Origin of the sequence: Rahnella bonaserana (genome assembly GCF_019049675.1) — a bacterium.
Classification (GTDB): domain Bacteria; phylum Pseudomonadota; class Gammaproteobacteria; order Enterobacterales; family Enterobacteriaceae; genus Rahnella; species Rahnella bonaserana.
The window spans coordinates 52397-71357 of record NZ_JAFMOW010000054.1; the positions used below are offsets into that span (position 1 = coordinate 52397).

Annotated in this window: 18 protein-coding genes; 6 read left to right on the forward strand and 12 right to left on the reverse strand. The window is 49.4% G+C overall.

From position 1 onward, the window contains the following. Positions 1-78: 78 nt before the first annotated feature. The 7 genes from J1778_RS05080 to rfaD form a co-directional block, all read right to left on the reverse strand. Positions 79-1095: a glycosyltransferase gene (locus tag J1778_RS05080; RefSeq protein ID WP_217172263.1), complete on the reverse strand. Its 1017-nt coding sequence runs from the start codon at positions 1093-1095 to the stop codon at positions 79-81. Between the two features lie 66 nt (positions 1096-1161). After that, the gene (locus tag J1778_RS05085; protein WP_217172264.1) at positions 1162-2448 is read right to left on the reverse strand and encodes an O-antigen ligase family protein; all 1287 of its coding nucleotides are present in this window, start codon (positions 2446-2448) and stop codon (positions 1162-1164) included. Next, on the reverse strand, positions 2441-3442 hold the full coding sequence (locus J1778_RS05090) for a glycosyltransferase family 8 protein (RefSeq protein ID WP_217172265.1): 1002 nt from the start codon (positions 3440-3442) through the stop codon (positions 2441-2443). Before J1778_RS05090 ends, J1778_RS05085 begins: the two co-directional genes overlap by 8 nt. After that, the gene (locus tag J1778_RS05095) at positions 3435-4532 is read right to left on the reverse strand and encodes a glycosyltransferase family 9 protein (RefSeq protein WP_217172266.1); all 1098 of its coding nucleotides are present in this window, start codon (positions 4530-4532) and stop codon (positions 3435-3437) included. Before J1778_RS05095 ends, J1778_RS05090 begins: the two co-directional genes overlap by 8 nt. Positions 4533-4534: 2 nt before the next feature. After that, the gene (gene rfaC / locus J1778_RS05100; RefSeq protein WP_217172267.1) at positions 4535-5518 is read right to left on the reverse strand and encodes a lipopolysaccharide heptosyltransferase RfaC; all 984 of its coding nucleotides are present in this window, start codon (positions 5516-5518) and stop codon (positions 4535-4537) included. After that, on the reverse strand, positions 5518-6567 hold the full coding sequence (gene rfaF / locus J1778_RS05105; RefSeq protein WP_217172268.1) for an ADP-heptose--LPS heptosyltransferase RfaF: 1050 nt from the start codon (positions 6565-6567) through the stop codon (positions 5518-5520). The genes rfaC and rfaF overlap by 1 nt, the downstream gene beginning before the upstream one ends. A gap of 30 nt (positions 6568-6597) precedes the next feature. After that, positions 6598-7530, reverse strand: coding sequence for an ADP-glyceromanno-heptose 6-epimerase (gene rfaD / locus J1778_RS05110; protein ID WP_112289323.1), 933 nt, complete (start codon positions 7528-7530; stop codon positions 6598-6600). Between the two features lie 241 nt (positions 7531-7771). Between rfaD and kbl the strand changes: the two genes are divergently transcribed. Together kbl and tdh are read left to right on the forward strand one after the other, a co-directional pair. Continuing rightward, the gene (kbl, locus tag J1778_RS05115) at positions 7772-8968 is read left to right on the forward strand and encodes a glycine C-acetyltransferase (RefSeq protein WP_217172269.1); all 1197 of its coding nucleotides are present in this window, start codon (positions 7772-7774) and stop codon (positions 8966-8968) included. Positions 8969-8977: 9 nt separating this feature from the next. Next, positions 8978-10000 (forward strand): L-threonine 3-dehydrogenase, encoded by a 1023-nt coding sequence (gene tdh, locus J1778_RS05120; protein ID WP_217172270.1) that lies wholly within the window; start codon positions 8978-8980, stop codon positions 9998-10000. A 69-nt stretch (positions 10001-10069) separates the two neighbouring features. Here tdh and J1778_RS05125 read toward each other — a convergent pair whose 3' ends face one another. From J1778_RS05125 to gpmM, 5 genes are all read right to left on the reverse strand, one after another. Then, positions 10070-10999 (reverse strand): hypothetical protein, encoded by a 930-nt coding sequence (locus J1778_RS05125; protein ID WP_217172271.1) that lies wholly within the window; start codon positions 10997-10999, stop codon positions 10070-10072. Positions 11000-11001: 2 nt separating this feature from the next. Next, complete coding sequence (locus J1778_RS05130) at positions 11002-12225, reverse strand: glycosyltransferase (protein WP_217172272.1); 1224 nt, start codon at positions 12223-12225, stop codon at positions 11002-11004. 180 nt (positions 12226-12405) lie between these two features. Then, entirely contained in the window at positions 12406-13338 is a 933-nt protein-coding gene (locus J1778_RS05135; RefSeq protein ID WP_217172273.1) for a divergent polysaccharide deacetylase family protein, read from the reverse strand. Between the two features lie 2 nt (positions 13339-13340). Continuing rightward, complete coding sequence (gene envC, locus J1778_RS05140) at positions 13341-14606, reverse strand: murein hydrolase activator EnvC (RefSeq protein WP_238484577.1); 1266 nt, start codon at positions 14604-14606, stop codon at positions 13341-13343. Positions 14607-14778: 172 nt separating this feature from the next. Then, the gene (gene gpmM, locus J1778_RS05145; protein WP_217172275.1) at positions 14779-16323 is read right to left on the reverse strand and encodes a 2,3-bisphosphoglycerate-independent phosphoglycerate mutase; all 1545 of its coding nucleotides are present in this window, start codon (positions 16321-16323) and stop codon (positions 14779-14781) included. A gap of 305 nt (positions 16324-16628) precedes the next feature. Between gpmM and J1778_RS05150 the strand changes: the two genes are divergently transcribed. The 4 genes from J1778_RS05150 (at position 16629) to gpsA (ending at position 18933) form a co-directional block, all read left to right on the forward strand. Next, positions 16629-17060, forward strand: coding sequence for a rhodanese-like domain-containing protein (locus J1778_RS05150; RefSeq protein ID WP_015699203.1), 432 nt, complete (start codon positions 16629-16631; stop codon positions 17058-17060). Positions 17061-17127: 67 nt separating this feature from the next. Next, positions 17128-17379 (forward strand): glutaredoxin 3, encoded by a 252-nt coding sequence (grxC, locus tag J1778_RS05155; protein WP_217172276.1) that lies wholly within the window; start codon positions 17128-17130, stop codon positions 17377-17379. A gap of 64 nt (positions 17380-17443) precedes the next feature. Further along, positions 17444-17914, forward strand: coding sequence for a protein-export chaperone SecB (gene secB, locus J1778_RS05160; protein WP_013577602.1), 471 nt, complete (start codon positions 17444-17446; stop codon positions 17912-17914). Then, positions 17914-18933 carry an NAD(P)H-dependent glycerol-3-phosphate dehydrogenase gene (gene gpsA / locus J1778_RS05165; protein ID WP_217172277.1) on the forward strand — a complete coding sequence of 340 codons (1020 nt, stop codon included), beginning with the start codon at positions 17914-17916 and terminating at the stop codon, positions 18931-18933. Before secB ends, gpsA begins: the two co-directional genes overlap by 1 nt. Positions 18934-18961: the final 28 nt, after the last annotated feature.

Sequence of the window (18961 nt, forward strand, 5' to 3'; positions counted from 1 at the left end):
CCTGATATAGAAAGGTAAATAACTTCGTTTAGGAAATAGTTATAAAGGAATTATGTGGGTAATAAAATCATCTCTTTCTTAAAGGTCTCGGGCGAGTTTTTTGCGTAAGTTATGCAGGCGCTTTAACCACAATAATAGCTGCCACCATTGCTTCGGACCGCGGGCATTTCGGAGCATTATTTTGCGTGTGCCGGAGGTATAAATATCCTCAATCATGGCTTTTTGAGCGGCAGGATCAGGCTCACGACGAACAGAGTGGCATACCGTCAGCGCTTCACGTGTAACCTGCCGTGGAAACTCAGGATAAATTTTTATCCGGTCTTTATATCGCTCATTCAGCTCATCAAGCATTTTGGCAATTTTCAGATAATGTCTTTGATATTCAACGTTCTTCATTCCGGTACGTTTTTGATTACTGATTGACTGACCGTGAATGTAGTAGCGGTAAAGGATCGTTTGGGTGTATCTCACACGGCGGGCATTGAACATGAATTCGGTCGTCCAGGGAATATCCTGATGATGTAAACCAGGTTCAAAATACAGCCCCTGTTTTTTAATCAACTCGAGACGATAAACGCCAAGCCAGACAACATGCAAATACCGGTTCGTCGCCAGTGCCGTTTTCAACCACACCGGTCCATCCAGTACACCCGTTGAGGTTAAACGATCCTCAGGAATGAGCGGTTTTACTTTTTCTGAGCCGACAAAATAGCGTTCGCCATTGCACTGGGCGGCATCCAGATCATCCTGCTCACACATCTCTATCAGCGTTTTGTACATATCCGCAGAGACAATGTCATCGGCATCCGGAAAGGTCACATACTTGCCCCGGGCAATATTCAGACCGGCATTACGCGCGCGCGAAACGCCGCCGTTTTCCTGAGTAATCACATGAATATGGGGATATTTTGCGGCGTACTCTTGTGCAGTCTGCTCTGACCCGTCCGTAGAGCCATCGTTAACAATGATAATTTCGAGGCTATCCAGCGTTTGCGCGACGAGTGAATCCATAAAATTTCGGAACATCGCCCCTGCGTTGTACATAGGGATGATTGCGCTGAGCTTAATGGTTTCGGATGGTGTTGTTAGGGTCATGACACAAAATTTCCACGGATAAGGAGAGCAGACAACCGGGCCGGGCGCTGTGCCCGGTCCGTAAAATCATTGTTTTTCAGTGACTGAAGGGGTCTTCATCCGCAGCATCAGCAGATAACCCACTATCAGAACGACAAAATACGGCGTCTCGCGATTATAGAACTGAGAATCGCCCTGACTGAAATAAATGACTGGCACTGAAAGCAGCAGGAATTCGTAGCCTTTAGGGACGAGTTTAAAGGGATATAACAATAATACGGCGAAGAACATTACGATAATAATCCCGCCGAAAATGCCCTGTAATGACAAGGTATCAATAATGTCATTGTGCAAATGGAAAGGCAGATTACGTAAGGCTTCCGGATTTCCTCCTTCATGCTGATTGATGAAGGCTGTCGCCAGCGCATTACGGCTGTCTGCTGACTGTCCGAAAGGGTGCTGTTCAAAAGCATCGATACCCGCGCGCCACATTGAGAACCGTGCGCCTACGGAAGTATTACGGTTTCCGGCATCGTAGGATGCGACTTCATTGTGCAGATTCTCGATCCGGTCGACGACTTTGTTGTAATAAGGGTGGCCGGATAAAACAGTCGCAATGATTAGCCCTGAAATGGCAAAGCCATAAATCATTTTTGATGTATGTGAACTCTTCACGAAATCATAGAGCACGCTGCATGCGCTGATTAAGGTAAAAAGCATTACCGCTGACCGGGTTTCTGTTGCTGCCAGCACGCCAAATGTCATGGTCATGACCATCAGACAAATGAACCTGTAATGTTTTAGTCCGTGAAATTTCAGGCTATACATCAACAGTAACGAGAAAATAGTAAATGTGTAAGCACCGGAAGTCGGGGCATCGGAGTTAATTCGGATACGCTCGCCAGTCTTCAGGTAAAACGCGATATGCATGATGGAAATAATCATAAATAACAATGTCATAATCGCAATGCCCGTGCGGACAGTCACTGTCGATATCTTCCATCTGTGCAAATTATGCTCTATGGCATAAAGAATAAAGGCCGCCAGGATAAGTCGCTTGCCGCTTATCTGATAATGGTAAGCAATCAGCGGATATTGATCATTGGTCGTCAATGCGACCCACAGTACTTTGCTAATACCGAGCAGCAATACAATCCATGAAAAAACGTAAAAATGGACTTTCTTATCTTTTTTAAACGTGATGTACACGAAATAGATAACAGCGATATATGTCGTGATATAGAAAAAGTTTCGGGTGACTTCTCCGGACAGCATAAAAAAAGAAATCGAGAGGGTGGTGAATAAGAAAAATAGTGCAGCAAGCTTATCGTCAAATGACGATTTTTTGATTGCGGTTAACCAAGGGTTAATCATGTGTTCTTTTCCTGAATACTTTTGTGTTCATATATTTCGCCATCCATTTCACGCTGCTTAAATAGTCTCCTTTGAACCACAGGACACGAGCATAGCGTTTCATTTCTTTATAACTTACTGGCATGTCGAGCGAAATGCCTCTCCATGGAGAGCGCTCGTAATATGAGTAATAGAGATCAGCCACTTTACTTCCTCCCCACGAATGCCAGGGTTTACATTTTCCTGTGTAATGAATCAGGATCACACCGCCAGGAAGTGTTTTCTCATGGCCTACACGTTTGTAAATAATATCAACGATATAGTTATATTCTTTAGGGAGTAGCAGGGTTTCATGTTCCAGCACGACATTCAGGGCTTCCTGATCCGGGAATTTAAATTTATCTCCGTTTTCGCGAAGCTCATTAATCACCCGGTTGGTGGTGTCTCTGGCAACCCATTTTTCGATATTGATGTAAAGAAATCCGGAGTTGAAGTAATTACCGGAGGTCAGTTTAAGCACCGGACAAAGTTTAGCTCGCGCCCGTTTTTCATCGTTCACTGCACATAACGTATATTGACTGATATCCAGTTTGATCAGGTCATTGTAGCGGCCGACGCATAACGTATCAGCATCCAGATAAATCACTTTATCGGTGATATCAGCGAGGATGAGCGGAATAAATAACCGGTAATAGATGGCGTGTGTGTAACGGCCAACCATCGGCAATCCCTGGAATGCCTCATCCTTGAAGGTATAGGTGGTGACGGCAAGGGGAAACATCTTCGCTAACTCAATGATTCGGCTGATGCTCTCATTGCTTAGTGCGGTACCGAATAAATGAACATGAAAGCGCAGATCGGGGTTGTTTTCCAGAACGGAGAACACAGCAATGCCCATTCCCCGAGCATAACTGTCATTGATACCGAAAGAGAGATGCACCACATCTTTTTCAGTTCCCAGAGAGTTAACAATCTCTTCCCTATTCTTAATCGATGAATGCAAGATATTAGCCATAATGGCGCTCCTGACCTCTGCTGTCAGTAATGAACTCGTGAATCGCTTTTAATTTATGTTCGTTTAGCGCAAACAATTGTTCTGGCGTCAGGCTAAAACGGGTTCTGGTTTCAAAAACAAACGAAGCAGGTTCAAAGTTTTCAGGCTCTATAAACAGCACCTTACCTAACGGACGCTGTTCTTCCTTACAACATGGGCCGGTAAAGCAGATGATAGGCGTTTTTTGTGAATCTGCTATATAGGCATTTCCTGAATCTGAGGCGATATAAGCATCAAGTTGACCTAGCGCAAAAGGCACATCTTCTAACGGCATCTGACCGATGAGGCTCACGACGCGTGATTTTTCCTCTTCACTTAAAATTTCAAGTAAAGCATCAAGATAAGGCTGCTCATTGGCCGGACCGAACACGATGAACTGACAGTTCAGATTCGACAGATTTTGTATGATCTGCTGCCAGACTTCACGGGGGATAGTTTTTGCACGATTACCTGCAGAAATACTGATCCCAATTTTGATTTCACCGGTTTTATCCAGCACAGGGTAATGGGTTTTCGGGATCCATAACGGCAGAGTGGCATGCGAGTGATAACTGTCAGCCGTCAGAGCCGGATCAGCCAGTTTCAGGTAATTCTCTAACGCGAGATCATACTTACCGTGCTGCCGGACCACGTTGGCTGTGGCAAAGAAAATCCGGTGATACCACTTGCGCACATAGGTTTCTAAAAAGGCTTTGTAATTCGCATTACAAAACGCAGCGTAGAAAGCATTAATGCTGTTAGGTTGCAGCAAATAGACATTGTCGTAGTGGTTAAGCAGCCTGAACGCCAGACGGATTTTGCTGAAGAGAGACTTTTTGTGTTCTTCAATCAGGAAGATCGACTCAATCGTTGTATCGCGCCCGGCCAGTGGCAGCACCGTTTTACTGATTAACACATCCGATTTTTTCAGATGTTTGAGTAACGGCGTAATGTTAACAAAATCGCCAATTTTGGCGGTCTGGATGACCAGATTTCGTCCTTTGCCCTGATGAAAAGGTTTCATCAGCATTTTGAATGGCCACAGCAAAATGAAAATAATCACATAGCTCATGGTCAGTTCATTCCCTTATTCGCAGAAATTACATCGTTGAGTTGCTCAAAAACGCGTTCCGCCGGCAGAGTCTCAAGCGAGTTGTTCTCTGCTTTCAGGACAAACTGATTCTTCCCGTATCCGCCAATCAAACCCGGATCGGTCGGGCCATAAAGGGTGATATTCGGGCGATCCAGCGCCGCAGTCAGATGACTGAGTCCGGTATCTACCGAAATCACGGCTTCAGCACCGGCTAAAACCTCAGCCACTTCCCCGAGACTCAATTTAGGCAAGACTTCCACATAAGGAAAACCTTCAGCCAGGCGCATTGCGCGCTGATATTCATGTTCGGCGCCCCACGGCAGTTTGATGCGAAGATTGGCAGCACTCAGCATCCCGAGCAGTTCACGCCACTTTTCTTCCGGCCAGTGTTTGTCTGCACGGGTGGTTGCATGAAGAAAGACCAGATACTGACCGGCATCGGCAGGCAGATGTGAAAGGAAACGCGCCGCAATGGCGTAGTCGCCCCGGGCCGCAGGTTTTTCATAGCCGAGACTTTTGGCAAACAGTTCCCGGGTGCGTTCCACGGCATGCTGTTTTTTATCAATTTCGTGGCGCTGATTGTAGAACCAGCTGGCGAAAGGTTCACGGGCGCTTTTGCAGTCTTGCCCATGTTTTTCACCTTTGGCAACACGGGTGATCAGCGCTGCACTTTTGATTAATCCCTGAGCGTCAATGATGGCGTCATAGGAGGTGGACTGAACTTCGCGTTTGAAATCACAGCGTTGCTGCCGGGTTTCAGAGCCAAACCAGTTTTTGCGCCAGCGGCGAATGGCCACCGGGATAACGCGATCGACGGCCGGATGCCAGCCGGGGATTTGAGTGAAACCTTCTTCCACAACCCAGTCAAAGCGGATCCCGGGAATAGCCTGCATGGCATCCGTTAATGCAGGAAGCGTATGCAGAACGTCGCCCATGGACGAGGTTTTGACGATGAGAACCCGCATTAAAGCTCCTTCCTTGCGCTCAGTAACTGGTTTAATTCCTGATAAACCTGCTCTGGTTGAATATCAATCAGACTCTGGTGATAGCCTTCTTCGGCATCGCCTTTGCGGACTTTATGGTAGCCGGTGATCAGGCGGATAACTTTCGCCTGATGACTCAGTGGCGGGGTGAAGTCAGGACTGCTCGGTCCGTAGAGCGCCACAAGCGGTTTATCCAGCGCAGCAGCGACATGCATCAGACCAGAGTCATTGCTGACCACTGCCTGACAGGCCGCGATCATCACAACAGCCTGATCCAGCGAGGTTTTACCTGCAAGATTCAGGCAGAAAGGTTGAGAGTCTTCGGTCAGTGCCAGGCGGATTTGCTCTCCGGCGGCATTGTCTTTCGCTGAGCCAAACAACACGACCTGATAACCCTCGCAGATCAGTTTTTCAGCCAGTACGGCGTAATGATAATGCGGCCAGCGCTTGGCCGGACCGAATTCAGCGCCCGGACAAAAGCCAATCACCGGACGCGAATTATCGACAGCGAAGGATGTTTTGACGGCCGCGATTTCGGCTTCAGTGACCTGCAGTTTAGGCCACAGAATGGGTTGTGGAAGGTCGGCAGCTGTTTTGATTCTCCCGGCTTCGTAGCCCAGCGCTGCATAGCGCTGAACCATCAGCGGAAATGCTGCTTTATCGAGGACCCGTAAATCATTGAGCAAGCCATAGCGCATTTCGCCACGCCAGCCAGTACGCTGAGGAATGCGCGCAAAGAACGGAACCAGCGCTGATTTAAAGGAGTTAGGCAAGACAAAGGCGCGGTCATAATGCGTATCACGCAACGACACGCCCAGACGACGACGTTCGCCAAGTTCCAGTGCGCCATGCCCCAAAGGCATCGCCAGCGCCTGATTCACTTCCGGCATCCGGTCGAGCAAAGGACGGCACCATGCAGGTGCCATCACGTCAATTTGTGCTTGCGGATGAGCAGCTTTCAGGGTGCGGTAGAGACTTTGAGACATCATCATGTCACCGACCCATGACGGCCCAATTACCAGTATCTTCATACCGTTAATCCATTCCTCAATGTGCAGGGCTTAAACTGTGCGGTTAAGCCAGCTCATGTATTCCGTCACGCCTTCAGCAACCGTTTTGAAAGGTTTGTCATAACCGGCATTACGCAGCGCGGTCATATCGGCCTGAGTGAAGGACTGATAACGGCCTTTCAGTTTTTCCGGGAAAGGAATGTATTCGATATCGCCAGATTTGTGGTACGCCACTACCGCGTCTGCCACAGCCTGGAAGGATTCTGAGCGGCCGGTACCGCAGTTGAAAATACCGGAAACGCCGTTCTGCCAGAACCACAGGTTCACTGCAGCCACATCGCCCACGTAGATGAAATCGCGTTTGAAGCCTTCGCTGCCGGAGAACAATTTCGGGTTCTCACCGGCATTGATCTGGTTGTTGAGGTGGAATGCGACGCTGGCCATGCTGCCTTTATGACCTTCGCGTGGTCCGTAGACGTTGAAGTAACGGAAACCGCAAATCTGAGATTCCGCATGTGGCAGAATTTCGCGGACATACTGGTCAAACAGGAACTTAGAATAGCCGTAGACGTTCAGCGGTTGCTCATATTTACGATCTTCAACAAAGCTGGTGCTCTGGCTGCCGTAAGTGGCGGCGGAAGAGGCGTAAAGGAAAGGAATGCTGCGATCCAGGCAATAATGCAGGATATCTTTAGAGTACTGATAGTTGTTATCCATCATGTATTTGCCGTCCCACTCGGTAGTGGACGAACAGGCGCCTTCGTGGAAAATGGCGTCAATATCACCTAAATCGTCGCCTGCAACGATACTGGCAATGAAATCTTCTTTATCACAATAATCCGCAATATCCAGATCAACCAGATTGACGAATTTGGTGCCGTCTTTCAGGTTATCAACCACCAGAATATCGCGGTATCCCATATCATTGAGCGATTTAATAATATTGCTGCCGATAAAACCAGCGCCGCCAGTGACGATTATCATGGGATCCACCTTTAATCATTTTAAGTACCGCGCACCATGCGCAGCCTGTAATTGGGTAATATCATAACACTTCATTATGAAGCTCACATTGGGAAGGTGTCCGATAACACGCATTCTTGTGTTTCAGACCGTAAGGCGTGAACTATGCTGCAAAACAAAGATATTGTGAGCGGTTCCATCGTTATTTCGTATTCAGATTAGTAAGGTATTCCGTGAATGAGTCATTTCAGGAGAATACTGTATGTCTGTTTCGTTTTATCGGCAGTTGGAAGACCAGCTCGATCAGGCGCGGGTTGAAGGACTGTTTAAAGAAGAACGTATATTAACCACGCCTCAGCAGGCCGAAGTTTCTGTCGCGGGTGGGAAGCCGGTCATCAATTTTTGCGCGAACAACTATCTTGGATTGGCTAACCATCCGGAGTTGATCAGTGCCGCGAAAGAGGGGCTCGACAGTCACGGTTTTGGTATGGCGTCGGTGCGTTTTATCTGCGGTACACAAGATGCCCATAAAGAACTCGAACACCGTCTGGCCGATTTTCTCGGTATGGACGACGCGATCCTCTATTCCTCCTGTTTTGATGCCAACGGCGGATTATTCGAAACGCTGCTGGGCGAAGAAGACGCCATCATTTCGGATGCGCTGAATCACGCATCAATTATTGATGGGGTACGGTTGTGCAAAGCGAAACGTTACCGCTATGCCAACAATAATATGGATGAACTCGAAGCACGCTTACAGCAGGCGAAAGACGACGGTGCCCGGCATATTCTGGTCGCTACCGACGGCGTATTTTCCATGGATGGTGTGATTGCTAACCTGAAAGGTGTGTGCGATCTGGCGGAACGATTTGATGCACTGGTGATGGTCGATGATTCCCATGCTGTCGGTTTTGTCGGTGCCGAAGGGCGTGGTACTCACGAATATTGTGACGTGATGGGACGGGTAGACATTATCACGGGCACGCTTGGCAAAGCGCTGGGCGGGGCTTCCGGTGGGTATACCGCAGCACGTCAGGAAGTTATTGACTGGTTACGTCAGCGTTCACGTCCTTATCTTTTCTCCAATTCACTGGCACCGTCGATTGTTTCCGCCTCGCTGAAAGTGCTCTCCATGCTGGAAGAAGGCAGCGAACTGCGTGAGCGGTTGCATAGCAATTCAAAAATGTTCCGTGAAAAAATGACCGCTGCAGGTTTCACGCTGGCGGGGGCCGATCACGCCATCATTCCTGTGATGCTGGGCGAAGCCCGTTTAGCGCAAGAGTTTGCCGCGCTTTTGCAGCAGGAAGGCATTTATGTCACCGGTTTCTTTTATCCGGTAGTGCCGCAAGGCCAGGCGCGTATCCGTACCCAGATGTCTGCCGCACACAGCTGCGAACAAATCGAAAAGGCGGTTGAAGCCTTTACCCGTATTGGCAAAAAACTTGGCGTGATCGCCTGAGGAGTTTCCATGAAAGCCTTAGCAAAACTCAAACGTGAGGAAGGCATCTGGATGACGGATGCGCCGGTGCCGGAAATGGGCCATAACGATTTGCTGATCAAAATCCGCAAAACAGCCATCTGCGGCACCGATGTGCATATTTATAACTGGGATGCATGGTCGCAAAAAACCATTCCGGTGCCGATGGTGGTTGGCCACGAATACGTCGGCGAAGTCGTCGGGATAGGGCAGGAAGTAAAAGGCTTCAGCATCGGCGACCGTGTTTCCGGTGAAGGTCATATCACCTGCGGGCATTGCCGCAACTGCCGTGGCGGGCGCACGCACTTATGCCGCAATGCGCAGGGCGTCGGGGTAAACCGTCCGGGCGCTTTTGCTGAATATCTTGTTTTACCGGCGTTCAATGCGTTCAAAATCCCGGACAATATTTCTGATGATCTGGCGGCCATTTTTGATCCGCTGGGCAACGCAGTTCATACCGCGCTGTCTTTTGATTTAGTCGGGGAAGATGTATTGATAAGCGGCGCCGGTCCGATTGGTATCATGGCTGCCGCTATCTGCAAACATGTTGGCGCGCGTCATGTGGTGATCACTGACATGAACGAATACCGGCTCGAACTTGCGCGCAAAATGGGTGTGACGCGGGCGGTTAACGTCAGTCAGCAAAGCCTGCCGGAGGTCATGGAAGAACTGGGGATGACGGAAGGGTTTGATGTCGGGCTGGAAATGTCCGGCGCACCTGCCGCATTTCGCAGCATGCTCAGTGCGATGAATCACGGCGGGCGGATTGCCATGCTCGGCATCCCTTCCACAGAAATGGCCATCGACTGGAATCAGGTGATTTTCAAGGGGCTGTTTATTAAAGGGATCTATGGCCGGGAAATGTTTGAAACCTGGTACAAAATGGCGGCGCTCATTCAGTCCGGGTTAGACCTCACGCCGTTGATTACTCATCACTTCCCGATTGATGAATTCCAGAAAGGCTTTGATGCGATGCGTTCCGGTCATTCCGGAAAAGTCATTCTTAACTGGTGAATCTGATTTGTCGCACAGATGAAAAAGCCCGCTGAAACAGCGGGCTTTTTTCTGACCGGAGGGCTATTTTTAGGCGTCTGGCTCTGCCTTTTGTTTCTCAACATCCGTCAGATATCTCACCTTACGGGTGTAATCCTGACCTTTAAACAGCAGCTCATTGTCTGGCGAGGCCAGATATTTTTGCCATTCGCTCAGCGGGAAACCGCCATGTGCGCCAATGACTTCTTTAGGAATAACCGACGGCGTGCCGCCAATCTTTTTCGAGACCGGCCAGTTCATCCAGTCGCCGAGATTGACGGTTTTAATGTCCAAAGTGTCGAGCATGGCCGCCAGCGGTAACTGATCGGTCGGTGGCTGATTATCTGGCAGGATATTCCAGGTATCTCTGAAAAACATAATCCACAACGGGCACAGACGTTCCCAGGTTTTACGTGTTGCAGCCAGGAAAGCGCCGTTGACGTGGTCAACGATATAAGGGCGCACGCTGTCTTTGTAATACGCCGGGATGATCTGCGGATCACAACCGTCGAGTTTGGCAATCATTTTGCCCTGACGGAAACTTGAATAGATGTGATTTTCATGCAGCTGGATTTCCGGCATTTTCAGCAGATTCAGATCAGAATCGATCATCAAAATACCGTCAGTTTTGGCCTGTAAAGGCGCCAGCAGTTTAATCAGGCGGCTGAGGTAAATTTGTTTGTAACGATAATCGCCGGATTTAGTGTCGGGATTGAGTGTCACGATGCGGACTTTTTCAGGCAGAGACCGGAACAGGCTGGCATCCTGATCGGTCACAATGACAATTTCCTGCAATGGTGTCGCGAATTTGTCAGCAAATTCCGCGCATAAACAGGCTTCTTCAATATAATCAGCACCCGCGGAAGGAATGACGACAGAGGTGATATTATTCTTTGGCGCACTTGCTACGACGGTTCCGGCATAAGGCAGATTGTGGCGTGAAAGAATATGACGATATTTAGAATTTAGAAATTTGAACATGTTCAGCCTTGTTTCTTTTTAACGCTGCCTAAAACGGTTTCTACACCAGAGACATATTTTTCAATCGCAAATTTTTCGCGGACAGTGAGATTTGCCTGCGTAGCGATTTCACTTCGCAAATGCGCATTGAGATACAGCGTTTTCATATGATTGAAGAGCATCTCAATATCGCCATACTCAAACAGCATTCCGGTTTCTGCATTTTTAATCAGTTCGGCAGTGCCCGTGACATTGGATCCAATCACCGGTGTTTTCAATAACATGGATTCCAGAACGACACGCGGCAACCCCTCACTTTTTGACCCTAAGATAAAGGCATCAAAAGCCGCCAGATATTCCAGAGGATTGCTTTGAAAACCGGTGAAGATGACTTTATCCATTATATTCAGTGCTGCAGCCTGCTGGATCAGACGTCGTAAATTTGGGCCTTCACCGACAAAGACCATTTTCCATTTTGCTTCCGGGAAAGCACGATTAAATTTATCGAGTGCCAGCAGGGTGAAGTGGTGAGCTTTACGATTAATCAGAGAACCGATACTGCCGAAGATGAAGGTATCTTCCGTTGCACCGAGTTCTTCACGGATCCTGATGCCATCCGGTAATGGCTGATTGATATCAATGCCGTTAAAGACAGTAAAACACAGCTCTTTGCGCACGCCGCGTTTAAGCAATTGTTCCTGAACGCCCAGAGAAACAGAAATAATGCTATGGCAAAAACGGTTAACAATACCCACGACGTCTTTGTTCAGAACGGGTTCGATGCGGCAGTGTTGCACGATTTCTGTCGGTAAGCCTGCGGTCGAATAATAGCCTTCCACGTTAGAGCTTGGCTGATTATTCATATATAAAATATCAAACTGACCGAGCTCAAGCAGGGAATGGATTTTGCGGATGTTGGGATTTATACGCCAGATTTTATCGACGGAATAAATCGCTTTCTGGCGTAAATTACCACTGAAGAAAAACAGCGTTCGCAGGACTTCTTTGGTGATTTTTGCCCAGGTGGGTTGTCTGACCTGAGGAATGAAAAATACCGGCACATTAAGCGCGTTCAATATCTGACTGATTGTTTCCCCGTTATCACGGGCATAATCATTGTAAAAGCAGCAACTGATTTCAAACTTTTCACGATCGATTCTTTTCAGCAGCTCCAACATACTGTTGGTGCCACCTCCCCATTCCTTGCCGCTGTCGAGCAGCAGAATTTTAGATCGATCTAGTCCCATCGGTTAGCGCCCTTGCTCAGCCCGGTTAAAAAAATATGCTACTCATTATAAGAGGCAAATTCTATAAGCTCTACTTATTTGATTCTGACGCTAAAATCATTCATATCAATATGTTGTATGAATATTTCAAATCCATTTTTTCGAAAGTGGCAACCTGGCGCCAGTCAATGTCCGTGAATCCTATTTTTTAGAAAATGGGGTCCACGTTAAATACTGGCGTTCAACAAATTGTATTGCCGGCAGTGCAGACAGGCTTTCGCCCAGCACTTTAAACATGCTGTCGGCATACACTTGCGGAACCGGTTGTTTCACACGGCAGATGCTGATGCCTTTACGTGATGGTTTCGACGGCGTGATACCGTTCGCTTTCCCTGCCGGGGCGCTGCGCTGCGGTTCGTTAAGCAGGTCACTTGGCCGTACCAGAACAATATCGGAAGGCAAATTCGGTAGCATCTGTTGCAACACTTTTACCGTGGTCGGGTGGGGATGACCGATGGCGATGGCATAACCGTTCTTGCGGGCGAGCTGAATAGCCCGTTCAAACTGATGGCGGATTTCCGCTTCGTTCTGCACATCATCTAAAAAGACGTTGCGCTTAATGACTTTCACCCGGGTTCCCTGAGCCGCTTTAACCGACTGAGTGTTGCCGATTGTCATGCTGTCGAGGAAGAATAAGTTGTGGGCATTCATGGCTTGCATGACATTTTCCATGCCGGTCAGGCTGGAGGTCATGGCGCTGCCCATATGATTGTTGATACCAATCGCGAACGGGATATTGCTGATAGCCTGATCGACAATACGTTTCACTTCTGCGGCACTCATAGAAGGTGTCAGCGTATCTTTTTCCAGCGGTTGTTTGCTGAGCGGTGCCATCGGCAGGTGGATTAATATTTCACGGCCCTGCTGATGTGCCTTGTTCATCATCATCTGCGAATCTGGCGCATTAGGGAAAATCGCAACGGATACCGCTTTTGGCATCTGAAGTACCTGGTTTTCCTCATGCTGGCGATAACCAAAGTCATCAATCAGGATGGATAATTTCGCTGCCTGAACCTGGCAAACGAAAAACGCAGTACCACAAAGGGCAGCTAAAACGGACTTTTTATATCGCAATGCTATCTTCCCAACCACGGTTGTGGATTTACTGCCTGGCCCTGACGACGAATTTCAAAATACAGCGATGGCTGGCCCTGTCCGCCGCTGTTCCCAACTTTAGCAATGGCCTGACCGGTTCTGACCTGATCGCCAACGCTAACCAGTGCATCCTGGTTGTAACCGTACAGACTCATATCGCCCTTGCCGTGATCGATAACCACAACCAGCCCGTAGCCCTGCAACCAGTCCGCCAGAATGACACGTCCGTCAGCGATGGCCCTGACATCACTGCCTGCACGTGCTGAAATGACCATGCCTTTCCAGCGTAGTTCACCCTGTAGCTGTTCGCCGAAACGATGTATCAACGAACCGTTAACCGGCCACATATTTTGCCCCGAAGGCCGTCCCAGACCGCCGGTACGGGCCATCAGTGACTGTTCACTTTGGGTCGGTTTGTAGGTTGAACCGGATTTTTTCGCTTGCTGTTCTTTCGCTCTGACGGCGGCGGCTTCACGTGCTTCTTTTTCCGCACGGGCTTTGGCTGCACGTTCAGCGGCGGCAATTTTGTTTTGCAGACTGGATTCGTTGGCGCGCAGTTCCGTCAGGCTCTGCTCATCTTTTTGCAATGAGGATTCAAGTGCCGTGAGCGTTTGCTTGCGGGCGGCACGCGCCTGTTCGAGTTTTTGTTGCTGAGATTGCTGTTCACTCAGCAGGCTCTTTTGTTGTGTTTGCTTTGATTGCAAAGAAACACGCTGTTCAGCCAGCGTGGTGCGGGTCTGTTTCAGCTCTTCGATGGTTTTTTGCCGTTCGGTATTCAGATAGCCGAAATACGCCAGGATCCGCTCATTACGTTCGCTCTCTTCGCCGCTGAGCAGCAACTGCAAGCCTTTATGCTGGCCTATACGGAATGCCGCATCCAGCTGTTTTGCAAGGATATCTTCCTGATTTTTTTGCTGTTTTTGTAACTTATCAATAGAGGCATTCAGCCCGGCAATGTCTTTGCTGAGTGTGGCGAGCGTTGACTGAGTTCCGCGCAGCTGGCTGCTGGCGGAGGCAATGGTTTTTTCCTGCGCCTGCAATTGCTGCAATAAAGTGCCGCGCTGTTGTTTCTGCTGTTTTACGCTTTTTTCTTTTTCCGCGATGTTTTGCTGAATGGTTTTTAGCTGATCTTTATTGTCGTCAGCATGCACACTCACGGAAAGAGAGAGTAAAGAAGCACAAAGCAATAAGGCTGAAGATGGGAAGGCAGATACGGCCTTGTCCTGAGCGGAAAGGCGGGTTCTCATCAGGCTGAAATGAATGAATTTGCTCAAACTTTTTTCCGCTTGTCGACCGTGGATGATAGACAATATGGCTGTCCCTTTTCGTATCGTAACACTAATCAACCGGCTGATGCACAAACAAAAAAGGCGTACCAACGGGTGTCGGTACGCCTTTTTAACAGAGCTTTAAGGGAAATTAGCGCGCGATAAACAGCGGTTTGCCACTCATTTCTGCCGGGATCTCCATGCCCATCAGTGAAAGCATCGTTGGTGCGATATCAGACAATTTACCGCCTTCAACGGCTTCTGCGTTTCCGCCAATATAAATTAAGGGCACCGGCAGACTGGTGTGCGCGGTGTGTGCCTGACCGGTCGCCGGATCGCGCATTTGTTCTGCGTTACCGTGGTCGGCGGTGATCAGCAACTGACCACCAACGGCTTTCACGGCATCCACAACCTGAGCCACGCAATTATCGAGTGCTTCAACGGCGCTCACCGCCGCATCGTAAACGCCGGTATGACCGACCATATCGCCATTCGGATAGTTACAAATGATGGTGTCATATTTACCGCTGGCAATTGCGCTGAGCAGTTTTTCCGTCAGTTCAGCAGAACTCATTTCCGGTTGCAGGTCATACGTCGCCACGTTCGGGGATTTCACCAGAATGCGATCTTCGCCTTCAAACGAATCTTCCATGCCACCGTTAAAGAAGAAGGTGACGTGTGCATATTTCTCAGTTTCGGAAATACGCAGCTGCGTTTTGCCGTGCGCCATCAGCCATTCGCCGAGGGTGTTTTTCAGTGATGCCGGCGGATAGGCGCAGGCAGCTTTGATGTCCGCGGCGTATTCGGTAAGCATGATGAAATCGCCGAAGTTAATGACTTTTTCGCGGATAAAACCGTCAAAGTCCGGACTGATAAAGGCGCGGGTGATTTCGCGGGCACGGTCAGCGCGGAAGTTCATGAAGATCAGTGCATCGCCGTCATTGATGGCCGCTGCTTCTTCGCCTGCTGCCTGCAATACGGTTGGCTTCACGAATTCATCGTTTTCATCGCGGCCATAAGCGGCCTGCAAGCCAGCCACAGCGTTTTCGGCCGTGAACGCGCCTTTTGCCTGTGACATCAAATCGTATGCGAGCTGTACGCGATCCCAGCGGTTATCGCGATCCATAGCGTAATAACGGCCAACAATAGAGGCAATGCGGCCGGTGCCAATTTGTGCGAATTTCTCAGAGAAGCGTTTCAGTGCAGCTTCTGCGCTGCGCGGCGGGGTATCACGCCCATCAAGGAAGGCGTGCAGATAAATCGCTTTCGCGCCACGACGGTGCGCCAGTTCCACCATCGCCATAATGTGGTCTTCGTGGCTGTGAACGCCGCCCGCTGACAGCAGGCCCATAATATGGACCGCTTTGCCTGCGGCGATGGCGCGATCAACCGCACCGGTCAGTACGCTATTATTAAAGAAGTCGCCTTCTTTGATTTCTTTGTCCAGACGGGTGAGGTCCTGATACACGATGCGGCCCGCACCTAAATTGACATGGCCGACTTCGGAGTTGCCCATCTGACCGTCGGGCAGACCGACGTCCAGTCCTGAGGCAGCGATAAGCGTGTGAGGATGGGTGGCCCACAGATTATCCATCACCGGCGTTTTGGCGTTCAGAATCGCGTTATCTTGTTGCTCTTCGCGATGTCCGTAGCCGTCCAGAATCACCAGAACCATCGGTTTTTTGTTGCTCGACATGTCAATTGACCTCAGTTTAAAAGATGAAATGCTCAATAGGCTCGCCCGCTGAAACGGGGGGAAACAGGCGCGGCTAAAGGCATTTAAGCCGGTTGATTTTACCCCAGTGCGGGAAGTGAATAGCCGGAGGAGATCAAAGTTGAGGTGAGGTGAGGGTTAACTTTCAGCATAAAGGCGTGTTAATTTTCCGAGACGTGCCGCAGATTGTGGCATTCGCCCGCGCTTACTGGCTGTATTTGCTCCGGCGCGCAGGTATACTCTGAAGCCTTGAATTTTCCCCCAACTGACGGGAGTTGCTACACCCCATGCAAGATATTATGCCGTTCATCAGTGCGCATCCGGTTCTCAGCCTGGCGTGGGTTGCGTTACTGATTGCAGTAATTGTGACCACCTTTAAAACACGTTTCTCTAAAGTGAAAGAGATCACCCGTGGCGAAGCAACACGCCTGATTAATAAAGAAGATGCCATCGTTGTCGATGTTCGCGCGCGTGAAGAATTCCGCAAAGGCCACATCGCTGAATCACAGAATGTGTTGTCTGCTGACATCAAAAACAACAATCTGGGTGAACTGACCAAACATAAAGCACAGCCAGTGATCGTGGTATGTGCCACCGGACAAACGTCCCGTACTGCGGCTGAAGGCCTGATTGCTGCTGGTTTTGAGCGCGTGTTCACACTCAAAGAAGGCATCAGCGGCTGGAGCGGTGAAAACCTGCCTTTAGTTCGCGGTAAATGATTTGCGGTAAATAAGACATTCAGATAACCGCTACGGCATTAAATTCTACGACTCTGAGGTGGAACCCATGGCTAAAATTGAAATCTATACCAAGGCAACCTGCCCTTACTGCCATCGCGCGAAAGCCCTGCTCAACAGCAAAGGCGTTTCATTCGATGAAATCGCTATCGATGGTGACGCAGATAAGCGTGAAAAAATGATCGCCCGCAGCGGTCGTTCAACCGTTCCTCAGATTTTTATCGACGGACAGCACGTTGGCGGTTGTGATGATTTACATGCGCTTGATGCACGCGGTGGCCTTGACCCAATGCTGGGTTAATCAAGGCGGCGGTGGTTTTTCATTAAGTGTTTAAAAGGACTATTAACTTAAGGGTACTACTCACATGTCAGAACAAAATAACACCGAGATGGCTTTCCAGATCCAACGTATTTATACCAAAGACATCTCTTTTGAAGCGCCAAATGCGCCTCAGGTTTTCCAGCAAGACTGGCAGCCAGAAGTTAAACTGGATCTTGATACCGCTTCCAGCCAGCTGGCCGAAGGCGTATATGAAGTTGTCTTGCGTGTGACCGTAACGTCTTCCCTGGGCGACGAAACTGCGTTCCTGTGTGAAGTTCAGCAAGGTGGTATCTTCACTATCTCCGGTATCGATGGCAACCAGATGGCGCATTGCCTGGGTGCATATTGCCCGAACATTCTGTTCCCGTATGCCCGTGAGTGCATTACCAGCCTGGTTTCCCGCGGTACTTTCCCGCAACTGAATCTGGCACCTGTTAACTTTGACGCTCTGTTCATGAACTATCTGCAACAGCAAGCTGAAGGCGAAGGTGCTGAACCGCATCAGGATGCCTGATGAAAACCGTCAATGCGTCAATGACAGTGATCGGTGCCGGCTCGTACGGCACCGCTTTAGCGATTACTCTCGCCAGAAATGGCCATCCCGTTGTGCTGTGGGGACATAACCCCGAGCACATCAACGCCTTACAACGTGCCCGTTGTAATCAGGAATTTCTTCCTGATGTTCCGTTCCCTGATAATCTCTTGCTCGAAACCAATCTGTCTGTCGCGTTAGCGGCCAGCCGTAATGTGCTGGTTGTGGTACCCAGCCATGTATTTGGTGACGTTTTGCGTCAGCTTAAACCTCATTTGCGCGCTGATGCACGTGTGGTATGGGCGACGAAAGGGCTGGAAGCGGAGACCGGACGTCTTCTGCAAGATGTCGCGCGCGAAGAACTCGGCGATGCCATTCCATTAGCTGTGGTTTCCGGGCCGACGTTCGCCAAAGAACTCGCGGCAGGCATGCCGACGGCAATCTCTCTGGCAGCAACCGATGCGACTTTTGCCGATGATTTGCAGCAATTACTGCACTGTGGCAAAAGCTTCCGTGTTTACAGCAACCCCGATTTCATCGGCGTTCAGCTGGGCGGTGCGATTAAAAACGTCATCGCCATTGGTGCCGGAATGTCGGATGGAATCGGCTTTGGGGCTAATGCCCGAACCGCGCTGATTACCCGCGGACTGGCTGAAATGACACGTCTGGGAGCCGCTTTAGGGGCTGACCCTGCGACATTTATGGGCATGGCAGGGCTGGGTGATTTGGTGTTAACCTGCACAGACAACCAGTCCCGCAACCGCCGCTTCGGCATTATGCTGGGACAAGGCAAGGATGTTCAGACCGCTCAGGACACCATCGGCCAGGTTGTAGAAGGCTATCGCAATACGAAAGAAGTACGGGCTCTGGCGCAGCGTAATAACGTTGAAATGCCAATCACAGAACAGATTTACCAGGTGTTGTACTGCGGTAAAGATGCGCGTGAAGCAGCGATCAGTTTGCTTGCCCGTGCGAGCAAGGACGAAAAACACAGCCACTGAAAGGCGTATAAAGTATAGCCACCTTGTT

What these genes read in the sequence shown, in the direction of transcription:
- J1778_RS05150 (WP_015699203.1), top strand. Translation starts at nt 16,629, where the DNA reads ATGCAAGATATTATGCCGTTCATCAGTGCGCATCCGGTTCTCAGCCTG.
- tdh (WP_217172270.1), top strand. Translation starts at nt 8,978, where the DNA reads ATGAAAGCCTTAGCAAAACTCAAACGTGAGGAAGGCATCTGGATGACG.
- envC (WP_238484577.1), bottom strand. Translation starts at nt 14,606, where the DNA reads ATGAGAACCCGCCTTTCCGCTCAGGACAAGGCCGTATCTGCCTTCCCA.
- J1778_RS05130 (WP_217172272.1), bottom strand. Translation starts at nt 12,225, where the DNA reads ATGGGACTAGATCGATCTAAAATTCTGCTGCTCGACAGCGGCAAGGAA.
- J1778_RS05085 (WP_217172264.1), bottom strand. Translation starts at nt 2,448, where the DNA reads ATGATTAACCCTTGGTTAACCGCAATCAAAAAATCGTCATTTGACGAT.
- rfaC (WP_217172267.1), bottom strand. Translation starts at nt 5,518, where the DNA reads ATGCGGGTTCTCATCGTCAAAACCTCGTCCATGGGCGACGTTCTGCAT.
- kbl (WP_217172269.1), top strand. Translation starts at nt 7,772, where the DNA reads ATGTCTGTTTCGTTTTATCGGCAGTTGGAAGACCAGCTCGATCAGGCG.
- gpsA (WP_217172277.1), top strand. Translation starts at nt 17,914, where the DNA reads ATGAAAACCGTCAATGCGTCAATGACAGTGATCGGTGCCGGCTCGTAC.
- gpmM (WP_217172275.1), bottom strand. Translation starts at nt 16,323, where the DNA reads ATGTCGAGCAACAAAAAACCGATGGTTCTGGTGATTCTGGACGGCTAC.
- secB (WP_013577602.1), top strand. Translation starts at nt 17,444, where the DNA reads ATGTCAGAACAAAATAACACCGAGATGGCTTTCCAGATCCAACGTATT.
- J1778_RS05095 (WP_217172266.1), bottom strand. Translation starts at nt 4,532, where the DNA reads ATGAGCTATGTGATTATTTTCATTTTGCTGTGGCCATTCAAAATGCTG.
- J1778_RS05080 (WP_217172263.1), bottom strand. Translation starts at nt 1,095, where the DNA reads ATGACCCTAACAACACCATCCGAAACCATTAAGCTCAGCGCAATCATC.
- J1778_RS05090 (WP_217172265.1), bottom strand. Translation starts at nt 3,442, where the DNA reads ATGGCTAATATCTTGCATTCATCGATTAAGAATAGGGAAGAGATTGTT.
- J1778_RS05125 (WP_217172271.1), bottom strand. Translation starts at nt 10,999, where the DNA reads ATGTTCAAATTTCTAAATTCTAAATATCGTCATATTCTTTCACGCCAC.
- rfaD (WP_112289323.1), bottom strand. Translation starts at nt 7,530, where the DNA reads ATGATAATCGTCACTGGCGGCGCTGGTTTTATCGGCAGCAATATTATT.
- rfaF (WP_217172268.1), bottom strand. Translation starts at nt 6,567, where the DNA reads ATGAAGATACTGGTAATTGGGCCGTCATGGGTCGGTGACATGATGATG.
- grxC (WP_217172276.1), top strand. Translation starts at nt 17,128, where the DNA reads ATGGCTAAAATTGAAATCTATACCAAGGCAACCTGCCCTTACTGCCAT.